Below are 17,405 nucleotides of genomic sequence, written 5' to 3'. Positions count from 1 at the left end.
GACGCTCGCATATGGCAGCGTTATCGAGTTGCAGCAGGATCAGCGCCCTTCAAAACGTGGCCGCGCCCACCGGCCACCATCGAGCACCCGCATCGAAGCCGTCGCAAGCGAACGGCGCGCGGTATCCGGAATCGCCGGAGCGTAGCTGGGTGAGGACCGATTAGTCCTGCGAATCCGGACCCGCGCAAAACAAGCTTATCATCGAAAGCCGCGCGCGCCCATCAGACCAGGCTGATTCGACGCGGCGGGCAATCGATGCTCAATGCACCCAGGCGAAGTGATACGACAGCCAGACCGTCAGCACCGCCCCGATCAGCGCCGCATACGGCGCGAGATTCAGCAACTTGTCGCGCTTCGGCACTTCCAGTTCCATGTCGTGCTGCATCTGCGCGGGGAAACGGCCGCGATCCTGCCAGTAGTGGCGATAGACGAACACCGGCACGATCAGCAGCATCGCGATCAGCCCGTTGCGCAGCGTGCCTTCGCCTTGCAGGTCCGCGCCCGCGCCGACATAGACGAGGTTCGCGTACCCGCAAATCGCACCCGCAACCAGCAGCCACGTCGGGCAGCGGAACGGACGCTCCCAGTTGCCGCGATCCATCCGGTGAATCCAGCCCGACTGCAAATTCAGGAACACGAACAGCATGTAGCAGACGTTCGAGATCGACAGCACCGTCATGTAGTCCGACATCATCAGCAGCACGAGGTTGAAGCCGAGATCGGTCCACATTGCGCTGGTGGGCGCACCGTGCTCGTTCACGCGCGACAGGTATTTCGGCAGCCAGCCGTCCACCGACGCCTGGTACAGCGTGCGCGACGAGCCCATCATCGACGTCATCACGATCAGCAGGATCGACAGCATCAGCATCACGACGATCGCATTCGCGACCCACGCGCCGCCGCCGACGATCTTCGCCATCGCGGCCGCCACGCCCGTGCCGTCGCGAATCGCGGGATCGAGCATCGCCTGCGTGCCGAGCGCGCCCTGGAACGCCATCGGCACGAGCGTCATCACGACGAGGCACAGCGCACCCGACCAGAAGATCGCCTTGGCGGTATCGCGGCGCGGATCGCGGAATTCGCGCGTGTAGCAGACGGCCGTCTCGAAGCCGTACGAGGCCCAGCCGGCCATGAACATCGCGCCGAGCGCCATCGTCACGCCTTGCCCGTTCCACGTGCCAAGCGTCGCGGCCGTGAGATTGCCTTGCGCATCGTGACCGAGCGGCAGCAGCGGGAGCAGGTTCGACATCGGCACGTCGCCGGTGACGAACGGCACGATGCCGACGATCAAGAGCGGCGTGAGCGATGCGATGCCGAGAATGCGCTGCGTCTTTGCTGCCTTCGATGCGCCGCTGTGCTGAAGCCGGAACGTGATCAAAAGCAGGATCGCCGCGATGACGAAGGTCGCGTTGATCCGCAGCGAGAGCCCCGGCTTGATGAAGCTCAGGTCAGCCAGCGTCAGCTTCCATTGCACGATGGCCGCATCGGCGGGAAACAGGCTCGTGAGCGCATAGCTCGCCGCGAGGCCGCAACCGAGCGCGAGCATCGGCGACCATGCGAGCCAGTTGCACCACACGGAAAAAGGCGCAATCAGCTTGCTGTAACGCACCCAACCCATCGCGCCGTACACCGACGCGCCGCCTGATTTATGCGGGAACAGCCCGGAGATTTCCGCGTAGGTCGCGCTTTGAATCAACCCCATCGTGATCGCGGCGATCCAGATCGCCCATGCAGGGTGGCCGATCGTCGCGGACACGCCGCCGATCGTGAACAACACGCCGGCCGGCACGCCGCTCGTGACCCAGAAGCCATCTTTCCAGGTCAGGCCGCGCTGCAGCGTATGGCCGCCGGTATCGGCATCATTCGGAGCCTCGCGCGTGGCGGGGCCGGTGCCAAGTGTAGGCAGTTCTACTTCGCTCATCGAAATAATCCTGTTGGGATTCCGGAGCCGTGATGCGGTGTCGAGGACGATCGCAGAGGATGACTGGCGAGCGTCGACATACCGGAATCGGGAATCGGGTTGAACCATGCGGGCGCGACGTGGCGAGAAGCGAGCACACCGTGAATGAGTGCAACGATCACGCATGCCGGAGAGATGCGGGTCCGGATATCGCGGCAACCGGCTTCCTGTCGCTGCGAGGCGGCCTGAAATACGTGGCTGCCGCACGGGATTGCGAGCAGGTATTGCGCGTTGCTCGAAACAGGAATGCCGCATTGGCGCAAATGCGCCCGCGGTGCGTGCCCGATCGGTCGCCGATTTGAGCGCCGATCGAGGCGGGTAGACGATGCTCGCAACAATTGGGAGACGGGGCAATCGGACTAGTCGGAAACTGCGGTGCGGAGCGACGGGCGCTCGTTCATTCAAGCGCACCACCAGAAGCCGCAATGCGATGTGTCTCTTATTGTGCGGACATTGATCAATCTATTTGGGGCCAGTGCCCAAGTGCGAGGTGCGGTCGTTTTTAGGACTGGTCCGATCGAATGGGGAGCGCCCCAGAAATAAAGTGACGCCTGACAGATGAACCCCTATCTCAGGAGTCGCCATGAACAAGACGCATCGCACCATCTTCAATACGGTCACGGGTACTTGGGTGGCGGCTTCGGAATTTGCCACGAGCCGGAAGAAGTCCGGTGGCCAGCGCGCGCTGGTGCGTAGCGCAATTGCACTGGCAGCCATGCTGCTCGGGCTGGGGGCGCCGCAGGCCTTCGCCGATTCGACGGATGCAGGCGCCTGCACGACCGTCGATGGGCGGAACGGCACGCTTGGAGAAACAGGCGCATGCAACGCTTCGAGTATCGGCTCGATCGGCACCATGGCCGCATTGGACGACACCTACGTCAAGGTGAGCGGCACGACCGCGGCCATCGGGTCCGGCGAGAATAGCGTCGCCATCGGCAACAGTGCTCAGGCTCTCACCAAGGATGCGACGGCTGTGGGCAGCGGCACACTGGCCACTGGTACGTCGTCGGCCGCCTTTGGCGCCTTTGCGTCGGCCTCGGGTACGTCGTCGGCCGCCTTTGGCGCCTCGGCGTCGGCCACCGGTACGTCGTCGTCTGCCTTTGGCAGTTTTTCGACCGCATCGGGCCTCGGGTCGGTTGCCACGGGACGTTACGCCAATGCGAACGGCGACTACACGACGGCCTTGGGTAATAGCGCGTTGGCCGGCACTACCTATGCGACCGCCGTTGGCACGAGTGCGACGGCCTCTGGAATTTCGGCGTCCGCATTCGGTAGCTCGGCGACCGCATCGGGTAGTGGGGCGGTTGCCGTTGGACGTCTTGCCACCGCGAGTGGCACCGGCGCGCTGGCCCTGGGTAACGCTGTGTCTGCAACGGGTAATTACACCACGGTGGTGGGTAACACGGCCAAGGCGTCCGTTGCGGGTGCTGTGGCGCTCGGCTACAACGCAAATGCGAGTGCATCCAACGCAGTGGCCATCGGCACCAACTCCGTTGCCGATAAAGCGGACACGATTTCCGTTGGATCGACCGCAGTTCAACGCAAGATCGTGAATGTGGAGGCTGGCGATGTGTCGGCGTCAAGCACTGACGTGGTGAACGGTTCGCAACTGTATGCCACCAATCAGCAGATCGCGCAGAACACCGCCGACATCACTCATATGGATGGACGCGTCACGGCTAACGGGACCAGCATCACCGAGCTGCAGACGCAGATCGGCGAGGGTACGGTGGGGCTGGTGCAACAGGATGCGACCACCCGCATCATCACCGTGGCCGCAGGCTTGGACGGGGCGATGGTGAATTTCGCCGGGACGGCGGGCGAGCGCCGGCTGACGGGCATCGCGAACGGCGACGTCGAGGCTGGCAGCACCGATGCCATCACGGGCGATCAACTGTATGCAACGAACCAGGACGTCGCGAAGAACACGTCCGACATTGCGAAGCTGGGCGATAACGTGACCCAGCTCGGCAGCGACGTGACGAACATCGACGGCCGCGTGACGCAGAACGAAACCAACATCGCACAGAACGCGGCCGACATCACGACGATCAATAGCAAGCTGGGTAGCGCAATCACGGACGATTACGTGAAGATCAATACGGTGGCCGCCCCCGCGAAGGCTGCAGCCGGTTCGATTGCGATCGGCGGCGCCGCGGAAGCCACGAGTACCTACGCGGTCGCCATCGGTCACAGCGCAACCGTGAGCGGCACGAACGCTATCGCGCTGGGTGTGAGTGCTACGGCATCGGGTGAGTCGAGTACGGCACTGGGCAAGGGGACGATTGCAACGGGGCTGCGCTCGTCGGCCGTCGGCGTATCTGCAACGGCGTCCGGTCACGATTCGGTCGCGCTTGGCGCCAACTCGGTCGCGGATCGGGACAGCACGGTGTCCGTCGGCTCCTCGGCACTGCAACGCCAGATCACCAACATGGCAGCCGGCACGGAGGCCACGGATGCGGTGAACGTGTCGCAGCTGTCGCCGGTGGTGGAAGCGCTCGGCGGCGGCGCATCGATCGATCTGGTGACGGGTGCCGTTACGGGCCCGACGTACAACCTCGCGAACGGTGGCACGAAAACGACCGTGGGTGAAGCGCTCGACGGGCTCGACCAAGCGCTGACGACCGCGAACGGCAACATCGCGAAGAACACGTCCGATATCGCGAACCTGGGCAGCAACGTGACCCAGCTCGGCAGCGACGTGACAAACCTCGGCACGCAGGTGACGAGTATCGATGGCCGTGTGACGCAGAACGAGACGAATATCGCGAACCTGGGCGATAACGTGACCCAGCTCGGCAGCGACGTGGCGAACCTCGGCACGCAAGTAACGAACATCGATGGCCGTGTGACGGTCAACGAAGGTGACATCAAGGCGCTCGCGGACCAGATCGGTAGCGGCACGACGGGCCTCGTCCAGCAGGCTGGCGCAGGCGCGGACCTGACGGTGGGTGCGAACACGGATGGTGCGGCGGTGAATTTCACCGGCACGGCAGGCGAGCGCAAGCTCACGGGTCTCGCGAACGGCGACGTTGCGGCAGGCAGCACGGATGCCGTCACGGGCGATCAATTGCATGCCACGAATCAGGACGTTGCGAAGAACGCGTCCGACATCGCGAACCTGGGTAGCAACGTGACCCAACTCGGCAGCGACGTAATGAACCTCGGTACGCAAGTGACGAGCATCGATGGTCGTGTGGCGATCAACGAAGGCGACATCAAGGCGCTCGCAGACCAGATCGGCAGTGGTACAACGGGCCTCGTGCAGCAGGATGCGACGACCCGCGACATCACGGTTGCGAAGGGCACCGATGGCGCGACCGTCGACTTCGCCGGGACGGCAGGCGAGCGCAAGCTCACGGGTCTTGCGAACGGCGACGTCGCGGCTGGCAGTACCGATGCCGTCACGGGCGATCAACTGCATGCCACGAATCAGGATGTCGCAAAGAACACGTCCGACATCGCGGATCTGGGCAGCAACGTGACCCAGCTCGGCAGCGACGTGTCGAATCTGAACACGCAAGTGACGAACATCGACGGTCGTGTGACGCAGAACACGACGAATATCGCAAAGAACACGACGGACATCACGACGATCAACGATCAACTCGCCGATCTGTCGAGCGGCACGATCGGCCTGGTGCAGCAAACGGCCGCGGGTGCGGATCTGACGGTGGGCGCGAACACGGATGGTGCGGCGGTGAACTTTGCCGGCACGGCGGGCGAGCGCAAGCTCACGGGCCTCGCGAACGGCGATGTCGCGGCAGGCAGCACCGATGCCGTCACGGGCGATCAGTTGCATACGGTCGGCGTGAACGTAAGCAACCTCGATCAACGTGTGACGAACAACGAAACGTCGATCACGCAGATCCGCAGCGACATGAACAGCGGTTCGATCGGTCTGGTGCAGCAATCGGCGGCGGGCGCGGACCTGATGGTCGGCGCGAACACGGACGGCGCGGCGGTGAACTTTGCCGGCACGGCGGGTGAGCGCAAGCTGACGGGCATCGCAAACGGCGACGTCGCGGCAGGCAGCGTGGATGCGGTCACGGGCGATCAACTGTATGCCACGAACCAGGCCGTCGCGCAGAACGCATCGGATATCTCGGACAACCGTACCGAGATCACGAACATCAACAGCCAGCTCGCGTCGGGCCAGATCGGTCTCGTCCAGCAGGACCGGACGACGGGCGCGATCACGGTCGCCGCGAGCACGGGCGGCACGTCGGTGAACTTCGCCGGAACGGGCGGTGCGCGCACGCTGTCGGGTGTCGCGAACGGTGTGAAAGACGACGATGCGGTGACGATCGCGCAGTTGAAGGCAACCGGCCTGATCGACTACACGGGCAAGGAACTCGGTGCCGTGGTGTACGACGGTGTCGATCTCGACCACGTGACATTCGGTGGCTCGGGTGGTACTTGGCTGCACAACGTCGCACCGGGCCTGATCGCGTCGGGCAGCATGGATGCGGTGAATGGCGGCCAGTTGTTCGCGATGCAGCAGGACTTCGAGAATCGGTTCTCCGGCCTCGGCGACCGTGTGTCCGACCTGGAGGCGGGTGGGGGTTCCGGTGGCCCCGGCGGACCGGGTAACGGCTCGGGCGACTTCGATCCGTCCGGTAGTGGCGAAGGCAGCGTGCAGCTCGGCCCTGAAGCCGATGCGGCGGGCAGCAACAGCACGGCGATCGGCAACGGCGCGAGCGCATCGGCCGGCGGCAGCACGGCAATCGGTCAGGGTTCGCTGGCTTCCGGCAACAACGGCACGGCGATCGGGCACGGCTCGAACGCGTCGGGCGCCGGCAGCACGGCGCTGGGCCAGGGTTCGAATTCGTCCGGCAGCGGCAGCACGGCAGTCGGCCAGAACGCGAACGCATCGGGCAACAACTCGGTCGCGCTGGGCGCCGGTTCGGTCGCGGATCGCGACAACGCGGTGTCGGTCGGTAGTGCGGGCGCTGAGCGGCAAATCACGAACGTCGCGGCCGGCACCGCGCCGACCGATGCGGTCAACGTGCAGCAGATGAACAATGCAGCTCGCAGCGCACGTCAGGACGCGATGGGCGGCGTGGCCGCGGCGATGGCGGTGGCGGGCTTGCCGCAGTCGACGCTGCCCGGTCGGACGTTCGTCGCGATGGCCGGCAGCACGTACGGCGGTGAGTACGGTTCGGCGCTGGGCGTGTCGTACATGACCCGTGACGGCAAGTGGACGATCAAGGCATCGGCGAACACGAGCAGTCGCGGCGAAGTCGGCGCCGTCGTGGGTGGCGGTTTCTACTGGTAAGCGGTCTGCCGTCATGGCGTAACGTGACGGATGCCCTTGATCGGTGTATGCGTGCCGGTCAAGGGCTTTTGCGTTTTGCATGGATGGAAGTCCTGCGTATCCCATGCCGGCTCCTGCTCCGTCGCGGTTCGGCAGGAACATCGGGTGCCTGGGACCAGTCCGATGGTGAATCGTGCAGTGGTCTGGAACAATGCCGATGCCGGTAGAAAACGTTGCGGCCACATTCCATCGATAAGGTGCGTCGGTTCAATCGGCCACCGATGCAGTGGTCATCCCGTTTCCGCAACCGATCTCAAGTCGTCGTACGCGGTCGCGAACAAGCGCCGTTGCACGTGGGCCGAACGCGGCCGGCATATCCGCCGTCGCGTCGCGATGCCCTCAACATCGTCGATTCTCCGTTCACACCATGTTCCCTGTCATCCGCAAGCTTGTCGTCGCCGTGCTCGGTTGCCTGTCGATGCTCGCGGCGCTCGCCGCCGATCGCCAGCCCTGGCCTGGCGCCACCGCAGACAAGCCGCTCGTCGGCATTCAGGTCAAAATCCAGTCGTTCACACCCGACGATGCGCGCCAGGTCCGGCAGGCCGGGTTTGAATTCGTGCGTTTCGGCGTATGGACCGATCACCTCGATCGCGCGGCTTATCGCCGGCAGATCGACAATGCATTCGCGGCCGCGCGGTCGGCCCGTCTGCCTGTGCTGCTTACCGTGCGGGCACTCAAGCCGCTTGCGCCGGCCGCATCGAGCGGCGACGCGTTCGCCGCGACGCTCGCGAATGCGGGCGAGCGGACGGCCGACGCGATCGTGCAGCTTGCCGACCAGCACGCCCGCGCGCTGGTCGCCGTCGAGTTGTGGAACGAACCCGATCTGGGCCGCTACTGGTCGACGGGCGATGTCGTCCACACGTTCCCGCTGTTCGCGAATGCGCTCTGCCGCCGACTGACCGAGCGGCGGACGGCAGTGCCGATCGTCGGCTTCGCGTTCGCGCGTGCGCCGCTGCCGGGCAGCGTGCCGGACCGCCTGCTGATGCAGACGCACGGCGCGGCGCCGCATTGTCTCGATGCCGTGGCGTATCACGCATACGGGATGACGCCGGCGCAAATCCGCGATGCCGCGCACGATATCGGCGCACGCTACGGCTTGCCCGCGATCGTCACCGAAGTCGGCGTGCCGAGCGCGGGCGCGGCTGGCGAGCAGCGCCAGGCGAAGCGCCTGCGGGCGCTGTTCGATGCGCGCGGCCACCTTGCCACGCCGTTGATCTCGCTCTACGAATGGGCCGATACGGCCCATGCGACCGATGCCGCGCAGCGCAGCTACGGCATCGTCCGGGACGACCGTACGCCGAAGCCCGCGCTGGACGCGGTCGAATCGTCGCTGCGCGCGGTGCCTGCCGGCCGCTGATCAGGCCGGGGACAACGGCCGCGTGCGGATCGACCACAGTGCGATCGCGAACAGCGACACGCTCGACAGGTGCCGAAGGTAGCTGCCGAGATCGGGTTCGAACAGCATCGACACGGCCACGTGGCCGAGCACGAGGCAGGCGAGCAGCTCGCCGGCGCGTGCGGGGGTGGTTCTGCCGTCATGCGCACGCCCGGCGGGCACGCGGCGCCACGCGGCGCCGAGAAACAACGCGATCAATCCTTGCATCGCGAATCCCTTCGGATCGAACGAGAACAGCACCGGCAGATTGAGTCGGACGAGCGAGTACGCGTAGTTGCCCGCGAAATGCACGAACGAATCGGGCGGGAACGGGTTGTAGAAGCTCGTCCGGGCGCCGAATGGCGACGCATAGACGAGATAGTCGACCGCGAGATCGCGCGGCCGCTGAAGCAGCATATAGACGGCGTTCGGCAGCGCGACGAGCATGGCGGCGGCCAGCAGCGCGCCGGCGATCCTAGGCAGCGCCGACATGCGCCGGAACGCCCAAGCCGCGAGCGCGATCGCGAGAATCAGCGCGAAATAGCTGCGGATCGTTGCCGCATAGCCGACATAGAGCAACACGGCGACCAGCATCGGCCGCGCGGTGCCGCGCAGACGGGCTGCTGCGAACAATGCGATCGACATCGCGACGACGATCGTGTCCTTGCTGGCGACGAACAGGTTGAAGAACAGGCACGGCGCGAGCAGCGCGAGACAGGCGAGCAAGCCGCCGAGCCGCCGTGTGCTGCGCAGCGCGATCACGATCGTGGCGACGCCGAGCGTCGCCACGAATACCCAAGTGCCGGGGTCGCCGAGCGCCTGGTACAGCTTGCCGACCGCGTCGAACGACGAACCGTCGTAGGTCGAGCCGCCGCCGATCTGCGTCTGGATCTTGTCCGCATCGCGGAAGATGAACTCGGGCAGCAGCGCGCGCGCGTTCGCATAGACGGCGAGATACAGCAGCGCGACGGCCGCTGCGACGGCATCGCGCAATCCGCGGCTCAGCTGGGGCCCGCCGGCGATCAGGCTACGCAGCATCGGCGGATCCGGGGCGCGCGCGGCGAGCGACGGGCAGGCGCGACATGACGATCCACGCGAGCCACGCGGTCACGGCAATGCTGGCGACGAGATGCGCGCCGGCCGCGCCGAGCGCGCGCTGCTCGTGAACCAGCGAGATCGACATCGGCACGCAGACGATCGTCAGCGCGGCCATCACGCCGGCCACGACGCGCCCCGCGCGCAGCGCGACGGCGGCTGCCCACAGTACGTCGGCGGCCGCGCGCAGCATGAACGACAGCAGCAGCACCATGAAGATCGCGGTCGGCGCCGCGCCGCCGCCGGCATGCGCCAGCCGGAAGATCCAGCCGTGCGCGACGGCAATCGCGATCGCTGCCGCACCGGTCAACGCGAGCGATGCGCGCAGCGACTGCGCGAGCTCGCGGCGGAACGCCTGCGCCGCACCGTGCGTGCCGTCGAGCGTACGCACGAGGCGCGGCGCGGCGACCGCGACGACGGTGGCCGACGCGATGGTCTGGATCGCGTTCGCGATCGACCACACGAACACGTAGCGGCCGAGTTCGTTCGCATCGAGCATCGCGGACCCGACGAAGCGCTCGAGATACTGGAGCACCGACAGCAGCAGCAGCGCGACGAAGAACGGCAGCCCGTCGCGCCAGACCCTGGCGAGTCCCGAGGGCGCGGCGAAACCGGCCGATGGCGCGGGCAGGCTGCGCGCGACGCGCACGATCAGCGCCCAGCCGATTGCGACGACGCCTACGTTAGCGACGAGCCAGATCGCGAACAGCCCGTTGATCGAATCGATCGCGCCGGCCGCCAGCGCGGCGATCGCGACGCCGGCCCATGCGCCGGCGCGGACGAACAGGAGCCACGACGCGGCGCGCGTGCGATGCAGCGAAAACAGCCACGTATTGACTTCGAGCGCCGCATGCTCGGCGCACGCGATCAGTGCGACCAGCACCAGCGGCATACCCGGCAGCGCCGCGACGCGCCACGCACCGGAGGCCCAGCCCGGCAGTGCGGCCAATCCGCACAGCATCGCATAGACGCCCCCGTAGAGCCCGAACAGGCGGACGCAGGTTCGGATCGCCTCGCGCGGCTCGCGGCCGGACAGCCGGCGATTGATCTCGGTGCTGAAACCGAGCCCGAGCACCTTCGACGCGACAACCGACACGGCCAGCGCGAAGCCGTATACGGCCACCGCGTCGAAGCCGAGCATGCGCGCGACGGCGATGGTCAGCATGAACTTCAGGCCGAGGGCGCTCACGCGCAGCGCGAGACGCGACCAGGCGGCACTCATGGCGTCGCCCCGTTGCAGAGCGCATCGCGCAGTGCCGTGACGATCCACTCGCGCTGGAGTCCGAGACGCACGATCCCGGTTTCGGTCTGTGACCAGAAGCGGCGCAGTGCATCGAGTGCGAACAGCGTGTCGCAGACGGCGTCCGCGTCGAAATCCGCCGCATTCGCGACCCAGTCGCCGACGCCGAGATCGGCATAGGCGCCGAATCCCTTGCGCTCATAGCTGAGGTGATAGGCCGGCACGCCGTGCAGCACCGATTCGAGTGCGCCGTGCAGGCGCACCGAAACGACGGCGTCCGGCGTGTCGACGGCAAGCACTTCTTTCAGCGAGCGGGACGCGTTGAAGCCGCGTTCGCGGTAGTACGCGCCGTCGTCGTTGCCGCGTCCGGTGCTTTGCACCGCGAACGTGACCCGGCAGGACTCCCGCAGCCGCTCGATCAGCGCGGCGGTCGACGCGTGGTAGCACGCGCATTGCGCATCGCTCCAGGCCGGCGGACGGCGCAGCACGAGCGCGACATGGGCTGGCGTCGCGGCGGCGGCGTTCGCTCGCTCGGGCAGGCCGCCCGCACGCTGGCCGAACGCGAGTACCGCGAGATCGGGCGCACGGCGGGTGTTCGAATTCGCGGCGAGCAGCGCGGCCGACCGGCCGTCGCGCACGAACACGGTATCGAAGCCTGCGAGCAGCGACGTCAGATGCCTGGCGAGCACCGGATTGCCGGCCGCCGGCCCGATGCTTTGCGACAGATAGACGGCCGGCTTGCGGGATGCACGAGCGGCGCGCATCTGCACCAGGTGGCCAGCTTCCAGCTTCAGGGCCTCGATTGCGTTGCGCGCACGCAGATAGCCGCCGCCGACGCCGACGATCACGTCGACGTTGCTCAACAGTGCGCGCAGGTCTGTGAGCGACGGGTTGAGCGCGACGGGCAGTGCGGCGGCAGCGGCTTGCACGACGCGCCGGCTGCCGGTCGCGGCGAGCACCGGCGCCGGGCGCACGTCGGGATGATCGGGAAACGATGCGGGATCGGCCGCGACGATCGACACCCGGGTGTCGGGACCGAATGCATCGTGCAACAACGCGACCGACAGCTCGACGAGCAGCCCGTCGCCGGAATTGCGCGCGCTGTACGCATGCAGCAGCGCGACGTGAACGGGGCGGGTCATGATGCGTTGTCCTTGAGGAGGTCGAGATAGACGGCGAACGTACGGTCGACCATCGCGTCGGCCGAGAAATACCGGTAGGCCTGCGCGCATTGCGTGCGCATCGTCGCGCGGGCGGTCGGGTGGTCGACGAGCCGCGCGACCATCGCGGCGAATTCCGCCGGATCGTCGTCGTTCGGCACGGCCATGCCGACGTGGTACTCGCCGATCAGTTCGGCCGCACCCGCGACCCGCGTCGCGACCATCGGCACGTGCGCGGCGACGGCTTCGAGGCAGACGTACGGGAAGCCTTCGTAGCGGCTCGGCAACGCGAGCAGGTCGAACGCGGAGAAATAGCGGCGCGCGTCGTCGATGCGGCCGGCGACGTGCAGATTCATCGGCAGGTCGTGCGTCTCGGCGCCGGCGGCCCGATCGAAATCGCCGGAGCCGATCGCGACGACTTGCAGGCGCGTGTCGTAACGCCGCTCCAGCAGGCGCGCGATGCGCACGAGGCGGTCGACGCCCTTCTGGTGATCGAAGCGCCCGACGAAGCCGACGACGAACGTGTCTTTCGCGAGCCCGAGCGCCGCGCGCGCGGCGGGGCGCGGCAGCAATGCCGGCGGCGTCACGCCGTTCTCGACGAGGCGGATCCGGCGTTGTGAGATGCCGAGCGTATGCAGATGGTCCGCTTCGTCGCGCGACACCGCGATCACCGCATCGGAACACAGGTTGCCGAGCAGGCGTTCGATGCCGCCGTAGAACGCGCGTTTCATCGGCGGCAGCGTCGGATTCAGCGTATAGACCGCATGCGGCGTATAGACCTGCTTCCACGGCCCGCGGCACAAGCGCGCGAGCGCGCCGGCTTTCGAGCTGTGACTGTGCACGATGTCGGGCTGCAGCCGGCGCAGCAGCGCGCGCAACGCGAGCACGCCGCGCAGGTCGTGCGGACTGACCGCGCGCCGCAACGGCAGGCGGTGAAACGACGTGCATTGCGCGGCGGCGTGCGACAGCATCGCGTCGTCGAAGCGGTCGCCGAGCGGGGCGATCAAATGCAGCTCGACGTTCGAACGGGCGCGCAGGCCCGCGATCAGGTCGGTCAGATGCACGGCGACGCCGCCGCCCGCCGCTTCGACGACGAGCGCGATGCGCAGCGGCGCGTCGGCGCGCGCTGGCGGCTCGGGCGTGTGGGTCGGCGAGGGCGGACGCACGACGGGCGGTTCGATCAGATCGAGTTCGGTCATGCGGACCTCCGGAGCAGCCGTCGAAGGGTGGCGCGCAGGCGGGCCACGTGCGTGCAACGCGTGTCGCAGGTGTAGCGATACGCTTCATAGCGGTAGCCGCCGTACTTCGAACCGAACGCCGATGCGCCGGCGCGCGGGTCAAGCGCGTTTAGCACGACGTTCACCGCGCTTTCCGCCCGCTGCGGCAGCCGGCGGGCCGATTCGATCAGTTCGCCGGCCCGCGTCGCGCCCGCGCGGGCGACGAGTAGCGTCGTGTTCGCGTGCGTGGCGAGCCAGGTCGCATCGGCGGCGGCGAGGATCGGCGCCGTATCGACGACGACGAGGTCGTAGCGTTCGCGCAACCGGGCGAGCAGCGCGCCGGTGCGTTCGTGTTGCAGCAGCACGGACGGCGCATCGGGGAGGGTGCCGGTCGACAGGAAGTCGAGGTTCGGCGCGATGCCGCGATGCAGCGTGTCGTCGAGGTTCGCGTGACCCGCGAGCACGTCGGCGAAGCCGGCGCCGCGTTCGAGGCCGAAGCATTGGTGCAGGTAACCCCTGCGCAGGTCGGCGTCGATCAGCAGCACGCGCTGGCCGCTGGACGCGCAGACCGCGGCGAGGTTGGCCGATACGAACGACTTGCCGGTGCCGGGTGCGGGGCCGGTGATCAGCACGAGCGGATGGGCGACGCCGGAGAGCGAGAAATGCAGCGTCGTCTGCAGGCTGCGCAGGCCCTCGATCGCGGGTTCGAACGGATCGTCGTACGCGAGTACGTGCAATCCGCCGTCGCGGCGCTCCATCGCGCGCGTCAGGCCGCGCTGGCGCGCCGCGGCGGGCAGGATCGCGCGCACCGGCAGGGACGTGTAGCGCTCGATCTCGTCGACCGCCGTCAGGCCGCCGTACAGGAAGTCACGCGCGAATGCGGCGATCAAGCCTAGCGCGAGCCCGGCCAGCGCGGCGGCCGCGATCACGACCGGGCGGTTCGGCCGCACCGAGTCGACGGGCGAAACGGCCGTGTCGACCACGCGCACGCTGGCGGTCTTGCCGGCCTGCACGAGTTCGAGCTGCTGGATGTTGTTCAGCAGCGCGGTGTACAGGTCGGTGTTGACCTTTACGTTGAGCTGCGCGCGCACTTCCTCGCTCTGCTGTGCCGGCAGCCGCGCGATGCGTGCGTCGAACCTGCCCTGCTCGCGTTTCAGCGTGGCGAGTTGCGCGTCGAGCGCGGCCATGTCGGGGTGTGTCGGCAGGAAGCGTTTCGACAGTTCGTCGCGCTTCTGCTGCAGTTCGAGCATGCGTGTCTGCACATCCGCGCCCTGCTGGAGCGCAAGCTTGCTTTCTTCTGCCAGATCGACCGAGTGCATGCCGCTGCGCAGCGTCGCATAGCGCTGCTCCGATTGTTCGAGCTGCCGCTTGACGAGCGGCAACTGGCCGTTCAGGAAAGCGAGCGACAGGGTTGCATCGGCGGTCCGCCGCTCGGTGTTCTGTTCGACATAACGGTGCGCGAGCGCGTTGAGCGTCGCGCTGATCGTATCGGGATTCTTGCCGCGCAACGTCGCGACGAGCACGCCCGATTGCTTGACCTTTTCCTGGACGTCGAGTGTCTTGCGCAGCGTGTCGATCGTCTCGGCGCGCGATTGCCGGATCAGCTTGAAGGCGGTGCCCGGCTGCGCGTCGAAGCCGGCGACGAGAAGGGTCAGCGGCCCATGGTTGGTCGAGAACGTTTCGGTCTTGCCGACGGTGCCGACGGCATCGGCCGTCAGGCTGGAGCCCGACAGCCGGTAGCGGGTCGCATCGACGCGCACCACGCGGAACGTGTCGCCCTCAACGCGCGGCGGCACGTCGAAACGCGTCACGTCGACGCGCTCCTGCGCCCATGCATAGCCGCCGAAGCCGAGGATGCCCGGCGTGGCGACACCGTCGTTGAAGCGCGCGACGAACGCGCCGAGCAGCGGCACGCGCGCCGGCTTCGCGACGATGTAGCTGCGCAGGTCGTCGACCGCACGCGTGACGACGAGCCGGGACGACAGCACCTGCGCTTCGGCCGATGCGGGCGACGCGACGTTGAAGAACGACGCGGCGTCGCCGAGCAGGTTCTTCGACGCGGTGTCGGTCGCGCTGTCGGTCTGGATCATCAGGTCGGCCTGGTAGGTCGGCGGCGCGACGAACGCGTAGAGCGTGCCGGCGGCGATACAGGCGGCCGCGATCGCGGCGACCGTCCAGCGCGCGCCGCGCAGCACGTCGAGCACGTGGATCAGGTCGATCTCGCGCTCCGGGAGAGGGGAAGTGGTCATGACGAGGAAATCGGGAAAGGCGTGCCGGCTGCAGGCCAGCGCGCCGCGATGCGCGGCAGCCAGCCCTCGACCGCGAGGTCGAGCAACGTCGCGCAATGAATGAAATCGGCACGCGTGCCGCGGTACGGATCGGGAATATCGAAGCCGGGCGATGCACTACCCGGCCCGCGCGCGTGTTCGCCGATCCGGAACACACGGCCGCGCAGGAACAGGTAGCGGGATTCGAGCGTGCGCCGCTGCTCGCCGTCCATCACGAAGATCAGATCGGCGCGCGTGCCCAGCTCGCGCGTGACGGGCCGGGCGACGTGCGCGTCGAGCGTCAGCCCGCGCGTTTCTGCCATGTCGCGCGCGAGTGGATCGGCGGCGTGGCCCGTCAGCGGCGCGAGGCCGGCGGAGCAGACGCCGACGTGCGGCAGCCGCGCGGCGAACAGCGCGGCCGCGAGCGGGCTGCGGCAAATATTGCCTTCGCACACGACGAGCAGAAACGGATGCGCGCTCATTTCGCCGCGATCCCGGCGGCGACGCCCGTATTGACACTCGGCAGCAGCAGGCTCAGCACGCGGCTGAAGCGGACGAGGCCGTCGCCGTCCACGTAGACGATGTCCTTCGGCTCCAGCTCGAACTGGTTCGCGAGCACCATCGCGACCGGCGAACGCGCGTCGAGATGGAATACCGTCGGTGTGCGACCATGCGCGTCTCGGATCACGAACATCTGCGCCGCGTCGGCCGTGTTCGAATTGATGCTGCCGGCCTGCAGCAGCGCGTCGCTGAGCGACAGGCGGCCGTTGCGTTTCGGCAGTGCGCGCAGCGGGCGGTTCACCTCGCCCATCACGTACACGCCGTTGTCGTCGCGCGCGCCGATGCGCAGCAGGTCGCCGCCGCGCAGCACGATGCCGGACGGATCGCGATGCCGTTCGAGCAGGCGCGCCAAATCCACACGCACGGGCACGCCGCCGCGCACGATCGTCAGATCGCTCTGGTCGGCGGCGGCCGTGAAGCCGCCCGCACGCGCGATCGCGTCGGCGAGCGTCATCGGCACGTCGTTGACGGGCAGCGCGCCCGGCGTGTGGACTTCGCCGTCGACGTAGACCTGCTGCGAACGGAACGACGCGACGCGCAGCGTCACCTGCGGATCGCGATAGATCGCGCCGAGCGCGCGCTTCACGCGTGCCTGCGCGTCGGCCACGGTCAACCCGGCGACTTTCAGCGAGCCCGCATAGGGGAACGTGAGGTTGCCGCGATCGTCGACGACGAAGCCGGCGATGGGATCGGCTGCGCGCGGCGGGGTCTGCTGCGCGCCGGTTTGCGCGGCGGCGAGTTCGGGGTGATCCCATACGGTGATCTGCAGCACGTCGCCGGGGCCGATCCGATAGGACGGCGCGCGCGGCGCGGCCGGTACGTCGAACGACGCGGCAGAGGCATCGCGTGCGGTGTTCTGGCGGGCGATGAGCGCGGGATCGATCGTGACGAACGGCGGCATCGCGACGGGCGTGCGCGACGCAGGCGATGCGGCGACGTTGCCGCCGGCGTTCGCCGGTGCGGTGCCCGGCGTCGCGATCAGGCGAGTGTGGGCGGCCGGCGTCGTGACATTGCCCAGCGCGTTGCCCGGGGCAACGTCGAGCGGCCCGGAGGACGGCGGGTTCATTTTCATGCCGGGCGCCAGCACGCATCCGGACAGCCACACGCAGGCCGTCAGAACGAGCGCGAGCGCACGGCGACGGCTCGCGTCCGCCGATGCGATCGGGAGGTTCATGGGTTTCTTTCCTGTTGCGCGGCGTGCCACGAGGCGACG

General features: G+C 67.6%; 10 protein-coding genes. 2 read left to right on the top strand and 8 right to left on the bottom strand.

Annotation, left to right across the window (positions count from 1 at the left end):
- Nucleotides 1–259: 259 nt before the first annotated feature.
- Nucleotides 260–1,906 carry an APC family permease gene (locus HWX09_RS25305; protein ID WP_051421359.1) on the bottom strand — a complete coding sequence of 549 codons (1,647 nt, stop codon included), beginning with the start codon at nt 1,904–1,906 and terminating at the stop codon, nt 260–262.
- Between the two features lie 637 nt (nt 1,907–2,543).
- Between HWX09_RS25305 and HWX09_RS25300 the strand changes: the two genes are divergently transcribed.
- Both HWX09_RS25300 and HWX09_RS25295 read left to right on the top strand, forming a co-directional pair.
- A complete protein-coding gene (locus HWX09_RS25300) occupies nt 2,544–7,238 on the top strand; it encodes an ESPR-type extended signal peptide-containing protein (RefSeq protein ID WP_027782068.1) in 4,695 nt (1,564 codons plus the stop codon).
- 406 nt (nt 7,239–7,644) lie between these two features.
- Nucleotides 7,645–8,634 carry a hypothetical protein gene (locus HWX09_RS25295; protein ID WP_051421330.1) on the top strand — a complete coding sequence of 330 codons (990 nt, stop codon included), beginning with the start codon at nt 7,645–7,647 and terminating at the stop codon, nt 8,632–8,634.
- On the opposite strand, the gene HWX09_RS25290 is transcribed toward HWX09_RS25295, so the two are convergent.
- The 7 genes from HWX09_RS25290 to HWX09_RS25260 are packed head-to-tail and all read right to left on the bottom strand — an operon-like array spanning nt 8,635 to nt 17,366.
- Nucleotides 8,635–9,690: a hypothetical protein gene (locus HWX09_RS25290; protein WP_027782070.1), complete on the bottom strand. Its 1,056-nt coding sequence runs from the start codon at nt 9,688–9,690 to the stop codon at nt 8,635–8,637. It lies immediately after the preceding gene.
- Nucleotides 9,680–10,969: an oligosaccharide flippase family protein gene (locus HWX09_RS25285; protein ID WP_027782071.1), complete on the bottom strand. Its 1,290-nt coding sequence runs from the start codon at nt 10,967–10,969 to the stop codon at nt 9,680–9,682. Before HWX09_RS25285 ends, HWX09_RS25290 begins: the two co-directional genes overlap by 11 nt.
- Nucleotides 10,966–12,129, bottom strand: a complete 1,164-nt coding sequence (locus HWX09_RS25280; protein ID WP_027782072.1) for a polysaccharide pyruvyl transferase family protein — start codon at nt 12,127–12,129, stop codon at nt 10,966–10,968. Before HWX09_RS25280 ends, HWX09_RS25285 begins: the two co-directional genes overlap by 4 nt.
- Nucleotides 12,126–13,346 (bottom strand): glycosyltransferase, encoded by a 1,221-nt coding sequence (locus HWX09_RS25275; RefSeq protein WP_027782073.1) that lies wholly within the window; start codon nt 13,344–13,346, stop codon nt 12,126–12,128. Before HWX09_RS25275 ends, HWX09_RS25280 begins: the two co-directional genes overlap by 4 nt.
- Nucleotides 13,343–15,613, bottom strand: coding sequence for a polysaccharide biosynthesis tyrosine autokinase (locus HWX09_RS25270; RefSeq protein WP_027782074.1), 2,271 nt, complete (start codon nt 15,611–15,613; stop codon nt 13,343–13,345). Before HWX09_RS25270 ends, HWX09_RS25275 begins: the two co-directional genes overlap by 4 nt.
- Nucleotides 15,610–16,113, bottom strand: coding sequence for a low molecular weight protein-tyrosine-phosphatase (locus HWX09_RS25265; RefSeq protein ID WP_027782075.1), 504 nt, complete (start codon nt 16,111–16,113; stop codon nt 15,610–15,612). Before HWX09_RS25265 ends, HWX09_RS25270 begins: the two co-directional genes overlap by 4 nt.
- On the bottom strand, nt 16,110–17,366 hold the full coding sequence (locus HWX09_RS25260) for a polysaccharide biosynthesis/export family protein (RefSeq protein ID WP_034185258.1): 1,257 nt from the start codon (nt 17,364–17,366) through the stop codon (nt 16,110–16,112). The genes HWX09_RS25265 and HWX09_RS25260 overlap by 4 nt, the downstream gene beginning before the upstream one ends.
- Nucleotides 17,367–17,405 lie beyond the last annotated feature (39 nt).

The organism is Burkholderia sp. BCC1208 (genome assembly GCF_902833095.1).
GTDB lineage: Bacteria > Pseudomonadota > Gammaproteobacteria > Burkholderiales > Burkholderiaceae > Burkholderia.
The sequence above is the reverse complement of the archived record's forward strand: the minus strand, read 5'-3'. Positions and strand labels throughout refer to the sequence as shown.

Bases quoted from the DNA above. Each gene is read 5' to 3' on its own strand.
- HWX09_RS25300 (WP_027782068.1), top strand. From the start codon at position 2,544: ATGAACAAGACGCATCGCACCATCTTCAATACGGTCACGGGTACTTGG.
- HWX09_RS25295 (WP_051421330.1), top strand. From the start codon at position 7,645: ATGTTCCCTGTCATCCGCAAGCTTGTCGTCGCCGTGCTCGGTTGCCTG.
- HWX09_RS25290 (WP_027782070.1), bottom strand. From the start codon at position 9,690: ATGCTGCGTAGCCTGATCGCCGGCGGGCCCCAGCTGAGCCGCGGATTG.
- HWX09_RS25285 (WP_027782071.1), bottom strand. From the start codon at position 10,969: ATGAGTGCCGCCTGGTCGCGTCTCGCGCTGCGCGTGAGCGCCCTCGGC.
- HWX09_RS25280 (WP_027782072.1), bottom strand. From the start codon at position 12,129: ATGACCCGCCCCGTTCACGTCGCGCTGCTGCATGCGTACAGCGCGCGC.
- HWX09_RS25275 (WP_027782073.1), bottom strand. From the start codon at position 13,346: ATGACCGAACTCGATCTGATCGAACCGCCCGTCGTGCGTCCGCCCTCG.
- HWX09_RS25270 (WP_027782074.1), bottom strand. From the start codon at position 15,613: ATGACCACTTCCCCTCTCCCGGAGCGCGAGATCGACCTGATCCACGTG.
- HWX09_RS25265 (WP_027782075.1), bottom strand. From the start codon at position 16,113: ATGAGCGCGCATCCGTTTCTGCTCGTCGTGTGCGAAGGCAATATTTGC.
- HWX09_RS25260 (WP_034185258.1), bottom strand. From the start codon at position 17,366: ATGAACCTCCCGATCGCATCGGCGGACGCGAGCCGTCGCCGTGCGCTC.